The sequence below is a fragment of the Thermobifida fusca NBRC 14071 = JCM 3263 genome (assembly GCF_001592045.1).
Lineage (GTDB): Bacteria > Actinomycetota > Actinomycetes > Streptosporangiales > Streptosporangiaceae > Thermobifida > Thermobifida fusca.
The window spans coordinates 45,846-56,814 of record NZ_BCWB01000023.1; the positions used below are offsets into that span (position 1 = coordinate 45,846).

8 protein-coding genes are annotated in these 10,969 nt (G+C 68.6%); 1 reads left to right on the forward strand and 7 read right to left on the reverse strand.

The window, feature by feature from the left end; translation table 11 throughout:
• Nucleotides 1-549: 549 nt before the first annotated feature.
• On the forward strand, nt 550-1,782 hold the full coding sequence (locus TF1_RS05130) for an ABC transporter ATP-binding protein (RefSeq protein ID WP_011292189.1): 1,233 nt from the start codon (nt 550-552) through the stop codon (nt 1,780-1,782).
• An 82-nt stretch (nt 1,783-1,864) separates the two neighbouring features.
• Here TF1_RS05130 and TF1_RS05135 read toward each other — a convergent pair whose 3' ends face one another.
• The 7 genes from TF1_RS05135 to TF1_RS05165 all read right to left on the reverse strand — a co-directional run.
• A complete protein-coding gene (locus TF1_RS05135; RefSeq protein WP_041428078.1) occupies nt 1,865-2,995 on the reverse strand; it encodes a glycosyltransferase family 4 protein in 1,131 nt (376 codons plus the stop codon).
• 464 nt (nt 2,996-3,459) lie between these two features.
• Nucleotides 3,460-6,303, reverse strand: coding sequence for a DEAD/DEAH box helicase (locus TF1_RS05140; protein ID WP_061783694.1), 2,844 nt, complete (start codon nt 6,301-6,303; stop codon nt 3,460-3,462).
• Between the two features lie 97 nt (nt 6,304-6,400).
• The gene (locus tag TF1_RS05145) at nt 6,401-7,276 is read right to left on the reverse strand and encodes a diacylglycerol/lipid kinase family protein (protein ID WP_011292192.1); all 876 of its coding nucleotides are present in this window, start codon (nt 7,274-7,276) and stop codon (nt 6,401-6,403) included.
• 38 nt (nt 7,277-7,314) lie between these two features.
• Nucleotides 7,315-7,698, reverse strand: a complete 384-nt coding sequence (locus TF1_RS05150; protein WP_061783695.1) for a DUF397 domain-containing protein — start codon at nt 7,696-7,698, stop codon at nt 7,315-7,317.
• 48 nt (nt 7,699-7,746) lie between these two features.
• The gene (gene tatC / locus TF1_RS05155) at nt 7,747-8,559 is read right to left on the reverse strand and encodes a twin-arginine translocase subunit TatC (RefSeq protein ID WP_016188819.1); all 813 of its coding nucleotides are present in this window, start codon (nt 8,557-8,559) and stop codon (nt 7,747-7,749) included.
• 137 nt (nt 8,560-8,696) lie between these two features.
• Nucleotides 8,697-9,002: a Sec-independent protein translocase subunit TatA gene (gene tatA / locus TF1_RS05160; protein ID WP_011292195.1), complete on the reverse strand. Its 306-nt coding sequence runs from the start codon at nt 9,000-9,002 to the stop codon at nt 8,697-8,699.
• A gap of 293 nt (nt 9,003-9,295) precedes the next feature.
• On the reverse strand, nt 9,296-10,969 hold a 1,674-nt coding region (locus TF1_RS05165; RefSeq protein ID WP_061783697.1), incomplete at its 5' end, for a helix-turn-helix transcriptional regulator.

Genomic DNA, 10,969 nt, shown 5'->3' on the forward strand with positions numbered 1-10,969 from the left:
TGGTGGCGGGCGAGGGGAACGCGCGGGACTGCGGGGGTGCGGAGAAAGGCCCGCCCACCCTTCGGACCGGTTCCGTCCCGTAGGCGGCGAGCTCGGAGACCGTTGTCTACTGGATGTTCGGGCCTTTTCCGGGTCCAACCCCCCGCCCGGCTGCGGTGTACTGGTCCTCCCACGCCGTGCGCCGAACCTGGTACATGGCGCGGCGTTTAACGCACGAGTGCCCAGGCCGCGAGCCGGTCCGTCCAGCGCTGGACTGGCCGCCAGCCTACCCAGACTCTCGCGCTGGTCCACCACCGCGTGCGTCCGTGTGTCGGCCGCACGAGGGCGGAAACAGCGCACGGCTGTGACGCCGTGGTCTGGTTGACGGCGCGTGTCAGGCTAACGCAATGCCGCTGCTGATGCCAGTCCTCACCGTCCCGAAAAAATCGATCAATTCGATCAGAGAATCGATCAATTTTTGCGGATAGGTAGACAAATCGATCACTCTGGTGTTCGATCTGAGTGACATACCGATCCGTCATCGGTCAGAGACGAAGGAGCTGTGCACTCATGGCCGAGATCGTCCTCAGCGGCGTCGACAAGGTCTACAGCGGCGGCGTCAAAGCCGTGGACAACCTCAACCTCGAGATCAAGGACGGCGAGTTCATGGTGCTCGTCGGTCCGTCCGGATGCGGCAAGTCGACCGCGCTGCGGATGATCGCCGGCCTGGAGGAGATCACCGCGGGCACCCTCACCATCGGCGGCAAGGTCGTCAACGACCTCCCGCCGAAGAGCCGCGACATCGCCATGGTCTTCCAGAACTACGCCCTCTACCCGCACATGACGGTGGAGCAGAACCTGGCGTTCGGTCTGAAGCTGCGCAAGACCCCCAAGGCTGAGATCGAGCGCCGGGTCAAGGAAGCCGCGGCCATGCTCGGTCTGGAGCCCTACCTCAAGCGCAAGCCGGCCGCGCTCTCCGGTGGTCAGCGCCAGCGTGTGGCGATGGGCCGGGCCATCGTCCGTGAACCGCAGGCGTTCCTCATGGACGAGCCGCTGTCCAACCTGGACGCCAAGCTGCGCGTGCAGATGCGCGCCTCCCTGCACCAGCTCCACGAGCGGCTGGGCGTCACCACCGTCTACGTCACCCACGACCAGGTCGAGGCGATGACCCTGGGCGACCGGGTGGCGGTCCTCAAGGACGGCAAGCTGCAGCAGGTCGACACGCCCAAGAACCTCTTCGACCACCCGGTCAACCTGTTCGTCGCCGGGTTCATCGGCTCGCCCGCGATGAACTTCGTCAACGCCCGCATCGAGGCGGAGAACGGCGGCGCCGCGCTGCGCTTCGCCGAGCACGTGCTGCACGTCAGCGAAGAGAGCCTGCGCGAGCACCCCGGCCTGGAGAAGTACTTCGGCCGCGAGATCATCCTGGGCATCCGCCCGTCCGACTTCGACGACGCCAACTTCGCTTCCCACCGCGGCAGCACCATCAACGTGACCGCCAACGTCACCGAGGAGCTCGGCACCGAGATCAACGTGATCTTCGCGGTGGACGCCCCGCCGGTGCAGCACGAAGCCACGGCCGCGCTGGCTGCCGGGGCCGCCGGCAACGGGGACAGCGACGACGCGGCGCTGCCGCTGGCCGGTGAGAACAAGACCTTCTTCACCGCCCGAGTCAACCCGCGCAGCTCGGTCCGCCCCGGCCACCCGATCTCCTTGACCGTGGACACCCGCCGCCTGCACTACTTCGACCCGTCCAGCGGTCTGGCCATCGGCCACCCCGCCAACACCGCGGCCGGCGTCTAGTCGACGGAGCGTTCATCGTCCACACTTCGGGGCGTCCCTTGCCGGGGCGCCCCGACTGCTTGCAGCCCGGTGCGGCCGCAGCTCAGTCCAGCAGCGCCAGCATTCGCTCCGCCGACGCCTGCCACGTCCACTCGGCCAGCACCCACTCCCGGCCGCGTTTACCCATCGTCTGCGCGGTCTCCGGGTCAGCCAGCAGAGCTGCGGCATGCTCGGCGACCGCCGCGGGATTCCGGCCGTCGACCACGAACCCGGTGTCGCCGTGCTGCACGGTGTCGGGCGCTCCCCCTGATGCGCCGACCAGCACCGGGAGTCCGCTCGCAGCAGCTTCCAGGTAGACGATGCCGAGCCCTTCCGCTTCCAAGCCGAACCGCCGGGTCCGCGAGGGCATAGCGAACACGTCGGCGGCAGCGAAGAACGCGGGCAGCTCCGCGTGCGGGCGGCCGCCCGTGAAGACGACGGCCTCGGCCACCCCCGCCCGTTCCGCGAGCGTGTGCAGACGCCGCTCATCCGGTCCTTTCCCCACGACCAGCAGCCGAGCGTCCGGAACCCGTTCCCGGATCTGCGGCAGCGCTCTGATCAGGGTGTCCACGCCTTTGCGCGGTACGAGACGCGCCACACACAACACGACCGGCGCGTCCCCCAGCCCGTAGCGGCCCCGCACCCCGGAGCCGTCCACGTCCGGGTGGAACAGGTCAGGGTCCACCCCGGGCACAAGCCGGACCAGTTTCTCCCGGTCCGCGGGGGCTAACGCGCGCTCCAACGCGGACCGGGTGAACCGGCCCAGGTAGGTGAGGGCATCGACATGCCGTCCGATACGGCGCAGCAGCGCCCGCGAACCCGGCAGCCGCGCCCACCACACTTCGTGTCCGTGCGTCATGGCGACAATCCGGCGGGCTCCGGCCGCGCGCAGGCGGCGGGCTGCTAAGCCCAGCGGGGCGGCCGCCCCGAACAGCACCCGGTCGCAGGCGTACTCCCGTAGCAGCGCGGCGGCCCGGGCAGCCACCCGCGGCGTGGGAAGCAGCGTGGTGGCGCGGTCCCGGACTACGGGAAAATCCAGCCGCGCGTCGAAATCGCCGTCCCCCGGCGACGTGGAGGTGTAGACGACCACGCCACCGTGGCAGGCCAGGCGGACGGCCAGTTCATAGCAGAACGTCTCGATTCCGCCCTGGCGCGGTGGAAAGTCGTTGGTCACCAAGAGTGTCCGCCCCGGCATCAGTTCAGGCCCCCGTCCTTTGTCGTTTCTGGTCCTGACCGTGGTTTTTAGTCGCCTCAGCCGCATATCCACAGCGAGACCCACCGGAGCCGGTCAAACGTTATACGGAAATCTCTCCCTTGCAGGGAGGACAGCATGAGGCATGCGCCGGCCCCTGCCCCTTCCTCTGCCCCCATCGCGCTGGAACGTGCAGACCTGGGGGGTTTCGCCGGTGACGCACGGCGCCAGGAAAAAGGCAACGGTCATACCCCACGGCGGCAGATGACCCGAAAAGCGGAGTCTGTCGCTGTGTTCCCGCAGCACCTGCCCGCTTGACCGCGCCCGGGCCGGTGTGGCGCCCCTTCCCGGCTGGTCGGCAGCACACCACGGGGATGCCGGAACCGGTGCACCGGCATCCCCCGTGGCTTAGAAGGACGGTCTGCGGCTCGGGATACTGCCCGCGGGCTGCCGCGGCAGTGGCGGTGTCAGCCCACCGAGGTGTAGGCGACCACGCCGCGCATCAGCTTGTCGGCGGCCTGCCGCGCCGTGGTGCGCACCCCGCTGTCCTCCGGCACGGCCTGGGCGATCTGCCCCAGCAGGTCGATGAGCTGCTTCGTGGAGCGTACGAAGTCGCCCGCCGGCATCCCCGCCTCGTTGAGGATGTGATCCAACTGGTCGCCGCGCGCCCACCGGTAGGTGGGCCAGACGAAGCCCAGATCCGGTTCCCGCAGGAAGGACACGCGGTGCCGGTGTTCGATATCGCTCAGCTCGCCCCACAGCCGCATCATGGCGTTCAGCGCCTCCTCGACAGGGCCGGACGGCACGCGGGCGAACACCTCGTCAGGCCGCCGCGACTCGTACACCAGCGCGGACACGCAGGCGGCCAGCTCCTCCGGCCCCAGCGCATCCCACACGCCGCGCCGCAGCGACTCGGCTGCCAGCAGGTCCAGCTCCGAGTAGATGCGGCTGAGCAGCCGCCCGTCCTCGGTGACGGTGTCGCCCTCCAAGTAGTCCAGTTCCTGCAGCACTCCGCAGACCCGGTCGAACGTGCGGGCGATGACGTGGGAGCGGCTTTCGATACGGCGCTCCAGTTCCTCGGTCTCCTTCTTCAACCGGAAGTAGCGTTCCGCCCAGCGGGCCCGGTCCTCCCGGCCTTCGCTGTGGTGGCAAGGGTGCTCTCGGATGCGAGCACGCAACTCCGCGATCTCCGGGTCCTCTGGGGCCCCGTCGCGCACCCGGTGCCGGATCGGAGCCGTGGGAAGAGTCTCCAGTTTGCTGCGGAGCGCTGACGCCAGGTCGCGGCGCGCCTGCGCGGAACGCGCAGAGAACGACTTCGGTATCCGCAGCCGCCCTGTCGGCTCCACCGGGATCGGGAAGTCGTTGGCGCTGACCCGTTTCACCTGGCGGTTCACGGTCAGCACGAGCGGGACAGGCAGCGGGCCCTTGTCCAGCCCTGGGTCCAGCACGACGGCGTAGCCGGCGTGGCGTCCCGACGGGATACGGATGATGTCGCCGGTGCGGAGCGCACGCAGGCTGCGTTCCGCTTCCTTGCGGCGTGCCGTGCGCCGGTTGCGTTGCGCGGCGCTCTCCAAGTCGGAGAGCCGGCGGCGCATCGCCGCGTACTCCATGAAGTCGCCGCGCGGGTCGTAGGCGGCTTTGGCGTAGCCTTCCAGCGCCTCCTGCTGGGCGCGGAGCTTCCGCACCAGACCCACCACGGAACGGTCCGCCTGGAATTGGGCGAAGGAGGACTCCAGCATGGCCCGGCCGCGTTCCCGACCGACCTGCGCGACCAGGTTGACCGCCATGTTGTAGGACGGCTGGAAGCTGGAGTTGAGCGGATAGGTGCGGGTGCCCGCCAGCCCGGCGACCATCTCCGGGTCGGTGCCTGGCTGCCACACCACGACCGCATGCCCCTCCACGTCGATGCCCCGGCGTCCCGCACGGCCGGTGAGCTGGGTGTACTCGCCAGGGGTGAGGGCGACGTGCGTCTCCCCGTTCCACTTGTCGAGCTTTTCGATGACGACAGTGCGGGCGGGCATGTTGATGCCCAGCGCCAGTGTCTCCGTGGCGAACACGGCGCGGATCAGGCCGCGGGAGAACAACACTTCCACCACTTCTTTGAAGGTGGGCAGCATCCCGGCGTGGTGGGCGGCGATCCCGCACTCCAATGCCTGCAGCCACTCGGAGTAGCCGAGCACGTTGAGATCCGCCGGAGGGATCTCGGCGCACTGCCGTTCCGCGTACTCGCGGATCTCTGCTGCTTCCTCCGGGGTGGTCAGCACCAGCCCGCTGGCCACGCACTGGCGCACCGCCTCATCGCAGCCCGCCCGGCTGAAGATGAACGTGATGGCGGGCAGCAGGCCTTCGCGGTCGAGCTGTTCGACGATCTGTGCCCGAGTGGGCGGCGCGAACCTGCTCCGCGGCCGGGGAGCACCGCCGCGGGCCCGCGCCTGCGGGTGGCGGCGCTGGTAGGCCAGTTGGGTGAGGCGGGCGTCCTCTTCGGCGAACCGGATGAGTTTCGGGTTGACGTGGAGCCGTTCCCCGCCGACCTCGATCTCCACGGTGCGCTGCCGGGCATGCCGGGACCGGCGGCGTTTCCGGGAGCCGCGTCCGTTCTTCTCCTCTTCCTGCCCGGTGTCGGTGCCCTCCGGTTCCACGAACAGGTCGTGGATGCGGGTGCCCACCATCATGTGCTGCCACAGCGGCACGGGGCGTTTCTCGTCCACGATCACCGACGTGTCGCCGCGCACCTGCTGGAGCCACTGGCCGAACTCCTCGGCGTTGCTGACCGTGGCGCTCAACGCCGCGATCTGCACGGATTCGGGCAGGTGAATGATGACTTCTTCCCACACCGCGCCGCGGAACCGGTCAGCCAGGTAGTGCACCTCGTCCATGACCACGTACGCCAGGCCCGACAGTGTGGCGGAGCCCGCGTACAGCATGTTGCGCAGCACCTCGGTGGTCATCACCACGACAGGCGCCTCACCGTTGATGCTGTTGTCCCCGGTGAGCAGCCCCACCTTGTCGGAGCCGTACCGGCGCACCAGGTCGGTGTACTTCTGGTTGGACAGCGCCTTGATCGGGGTGGTGTAGAAGCACTTGCGACCGTCACGCAGCGCCAGGTGGACAGCGAACTCTCCCACGACGGTCTTTCCGGAACCGGTGGGTGCGGCGACCAGCACCCCATGCCCCGTCTCCAAGGCTTTGCAGGCCCGGATCTGGAAGTCGTCGAAGTCGAACCCGTAGAGATTCTGGAACTCCTCGATGGTGGGGCTGGACTCCTTTTGTCGCCTGCGGAACTCGGCGTAGCGGGCGGCATAAGTGCTCATACTGGTCAGCCTAGAGGGTGGGAGGGGCAACGCGTCGTGTTCTTTTACTCACCGTGGCTGGCCGATGGCCATACCAGGCAAGACCGGTCTTATCGGTTCAGTGGTCGGTCACCATGCGCACCGAGCCGGGGCGGACCTCGCAGACCAGCGGGGGCGCGGCGAGACGTTCCCCGTCGGCGTGGGCGACGACGTCGCCGGCCACGCTGAGGGAGACATGTCGGCCCCGCAGCACGGTAACCTCGGGCAACTCCAGGTGGGATCCGGTGAAGACGCGAGGAAACAGGCGGAGGAAGCGGAGCCGGCCCACCTCGCGGACCACGATCACGTCGAGCAGCCCATCGTCGGGCCGGGCCTGGGGGCAGATCAGCATGCCGCCGCCGTAGCAGCGGGTGTTGGCCACTGCCACGAGCATTCCCGTGGTCTGTACGCGCTGCCCGTCGACGTCGACGGTGTAGTCGAGCGGGGTGAACGCGCCGAGCTCGGCGAGGACCCCGGCCACGTAGTCGAGACGGCCGAGGCTCCTCCGGAAACGGTTGACCCGCTCGTTGACGCGGGAGTCGAATCCGCAGGCGAGCACACTCAGATAGTGGCGGCCCGCCACATGTACCGTGTCCACCTGCCGTGTGTGCCCGGCCAGGATAGCCTGGGCGGCCGCATCAGGTGCGCGGGGCAGCCCCAGTTCGCGGGCGATATCGTTCCCAGTGCCCGCACCCACCACACCCAGCGGGATGTCGGTGCCGACCACGGCTTGCAACGCCAAGTGGACCAGGCCGTCCCCGCCGACGGTGACGAGCACGTCGGGGCGCTGCGCGACGAGCTGGTCGACGAGCCGGGCACTGTCCCCGGCTGACTCTCCCATGAGCAGGCGCACCTGGGCGCCCCGCGCACGCAGCCGCTCACGCAGCGCGGACGCGACGACGGCGGCTCGGCGGCGCCCGGAAGCGGGGTTGACCAGCAGGGTGACAGTCGGCACGGGGGATGGAGGGGGTTGCGGCGCAGGCCGGGCCTGGCCTAGTCGGACTCAGTGGATGGAGCGGTCTGCTTGTTCAGCGGGGAAGGCACCGCGGTCACCGGGACTTCGCCGCGCTGGATCGCGATCTCCTCGGGGGTCAGGTACTCCTCAGGGATGTCGAACTCGCCGTCCTTAGCGCCGAGCACGAACGCTTCCCACTCTTCAGGAGTGAAGAACAGGATGCCTTTGTCCGGGTTCTTCCCGTCGCGGATCGCCCGGTAGCCGTCGTCGAATTTCGCGACCTCCACGATCGCTTCGGAGTCGTCCCGCGACAGCGAGGACCGCATCCACACCACGTTGCTGGTGTCGTGCCATTTCTCGTTTCCGCGAGCCTCAGGCGGAAGGTCGCTGCGGGGCGTGGCGGAAGTGTGCTGTTCGTCCATGGGGCTCTCCCGTGAATGGTGTCCGGATCTCACGACCGGCGCGGGATGCTAGCGGTTCGACGTGCTTTCGGTCGTGCTGTCAAAGTCATTGAGCGGGGAGATCTCGTCGTCGTCAAGCTCTGCCAACGGATCACGGTTCCTGCTGCGGCGCCGGTCGTTGATGAAAGCGATCAGTTCCGCTGTTTCAAACAGCGCCACCATCGGAATTCCCAGGGCCAGCATAGTGAACGGGTCCCCACCGGGAGTAGCAACGGCGGCAAACAGGAAGATCAGGAAGATGATGATGGACCGCCACTTGCCGATGATGCGGTGGGACAGCACCCCCATGAAGTTGAGCAGCACCACGATGAGCGGCAGGACGAAGGCAGCGCCGAACACCGCCAACATCATGATCATGTAGTTGAGGTAGTTGTCGAGGGTGATCAGCGCGGTCGCACCCTCGGGGGCCAGGGAGAACATGATCTCCATGCCCTTGGCGGTGACGTAGTAGGCCAGCACCGTGCCCGAGAAGAACAGCGGGACCGCGAACCCCACGAACAGGTAGGTGTAGCGCTTCTCCTTGCCGCGTAGCGCGGGCGCGACGAACGCCCACAGTTGGTACAGCCACACCGGGCTGGAGACCAGCAGGCCGACGATGACAGCGACTTTGAAGCGCAGGTTGAACCCGTCGAAGATGCCGGTGAAGTTCAACCCGCAGTGGTCGCTGCCGCGCACCTCGGCGGAGAGCGAGCAGAAAGGCTGCTGCAGGAATTCCCACACCGGGTCGAAGACGAGAAAGCCGACCACGAGGCCGACGCCGATGGACAGCATCGATCTGAGCAGCCGGTCCCGCAGTTCACGCAGGTGCTCCATCAGCGGCATGCGCGCCTCAGGGTTCGCCTTCCGCTGCCGTCGTGTCCTCATCGCTGTACGTGTTCTCCGCCTCACCCGGTACCGACCGCGTGCCTCCCCCGTCCCCACGGGTGGTCACGCGACTTCGCTGGTTCGCCCCTCGCGGCTCAGGTCCCGTAGGGGCGCTGGATGCGTTCCCCGGAGTTGTCCACGATCCGCTGACCTGGCGGAAGCTGCGGGTAGCTGCCCGACTGCTGCTGGGTGCCGGGCTGCTCCGTGCGGGCCTCGGCCTGGTGGGTCTGGTCTGCGGTCTGCTGGGAAGTAGTGTCTTCCTCGCTCAGCCCTTTGGCTTCCGCGCGCAGGATGCGAGCGCTGCGGCCCAAGGAGCGCGCCAGCTCGGGCAGCCTCTTCGCGCCGAAGAGCAGCAGCGCGATTACCAGCAGGATGAGGATTTCTCTGGGCCCGATGCTCATGGTTGTGTCAGCCTCTCTGTCCGGCACTGCCTGCGCCACCGATGGTACGTCCTGGTCTGGCCACCCGTCCGGCGGGTGGGTGGTGGCTGGTCTCGCGGACCGCCGCGCGCAGCAGGTCCCATCGCTTCCCTACCGCCGCGTGAGCGACGCGGAGTTCGTTCGCTAACTCCTGGGCACCCGTGCACGATTGCACCGCGCACGCCCCTGCAGCGAGCGCCCCGGCCGCAACGATGAGCACGGCAACGGTCCACAGCACGTCTTGAGCCTACTCAATCCAGGGCGTAACACCACCCTCAGCGCTGGGGAACGTCGGGTCTTTCCTCCGCATACCGCTGCAGCGCCCGTTCAGCCAGCTCCCGGACCCGTGCCGCGAGCTCCCCGGGGGCGACCAGACGCCCGGTAGCGCCCAGCCGCAGCGCCAGCCGCACCGCCCAGCCGGGCTCCGGCGTGCGCAGTGTGGCGCGCACCCGTCCTCCGGGCAGTTCCTGCACCTCGGAGCAGACGTACTCTTCAGTGACCCAGCGCGCCGCAGGCTCCAGTTCGAATGTGACAAAAGCATCGTCGGCGGAGCGCTGCAGCACCCCGCTGCTCAGGTCGCGGCTGCGTACCCCGGCGGGCACTTCGGCAGCCACCGGCAGCACGTCCAGTTCGAGAATCCGGTCCAGGCGGAACAGCCGCACGTCGCGGCGGAGGCGACACCACCCTTCCAAAAAGTAGTGCCCGTCCTGCACGACCAGCCGCATCGGGTCGACTTCGCGTTCGCTGACCCGGTCGGCATAGCCGGACAGGTAGCGCAGGTGGACTCGGCTACCGGACTCCAAGGCTTTGCCGATGCGGTGCCGCAGCTCGGCGACCTCCGGGTTGTCGTCCACGCGCACGTCGACAGCGTCGGCGAGCTGGCCGGCAGCGCCCGCCACGTCGCGGAGCTTCTGCTCCACCCGGGCGAGCGCGACACTGTCCACGCCGGGCAGGTCACGGAGCAGGCGCAGCCCGACGACGAGGCTGGCTGCCTCGTCCGCGGTCAGCCGCAGGGGGGCGGCTAGGGTGTCCGCGTTGGAGATGATGATCTCCCCGGTTTCGGCGGCAGCCTCCACGTCCACGTCGATGAGATCGCCAGGGGTGTAGCCGGGTAGCCCGCACATCCACAGCAGGCTCAGGTCTTTGAGCACCTGTTTTTCGGTGAGTCCGAAGTGGGCGGCGACCTCGCTGACCCGCACGTCGTGGCTGAGGGCGTAGGGCACCAGCATGAGCAGGCGGCGCAACTGCTCAGTGGAGGTTCCGGCTCGACGCGACGCGGGGGGACGCGGCGTGCCAGGGAGTGGCGCGGGCGGGTCTTCGTCTGTCGCGGCCGCGACGGGTGCAGCTACGACGGCGCGCAGGTGGGCGACCACGGCTTTCCGGGCCTGTTCCGGTTCGCGTACCACCACGTGCTCGCCGTATTCGGCGACCCGCGCAGCCAAGTCGGCTTCGTCGACGTACGGGTACTCCACCACGTCCCATCCGGTGCCGCCGGTGCGCTCCCCCGCGACGATGCGCCGGGCGGCGCGGCGCAGCGCGTGGGCGGCGTCGGTGCGCGCCTCCAGCACTGCTACCTGCTCGGGTTCGGGCGGGCGCGCGTTGATCAGGGAACGCACGTCCACATCCTTCGGCACTTGCACCGGGGGAGCGCTGGTGTGGATCTGCACGTCGCCGACGATCCGGCTGAGACGGAAGACGCGGCGGGCACGGCGGTCCCGGTCGTAGCCGGCGACATACCAGTGTCCGGCGACGTTGGCGACCCCCCACGGTTCAAGCTCCCGGCGTTGTGGCGTGTCCTCTCCGGGTTTGCGGTAGTCGAAGCTGATGGGGCGGCGGTCCCGAACCGCCTGCCACACCGAGGGGAACGCGGGCTCGTCGGCGCCGAGAACCGAGGTGACCGCGGGCAGTGCCGCAGCGTCCACAGGCACTCCGACGCTGCGCAGTTTGAG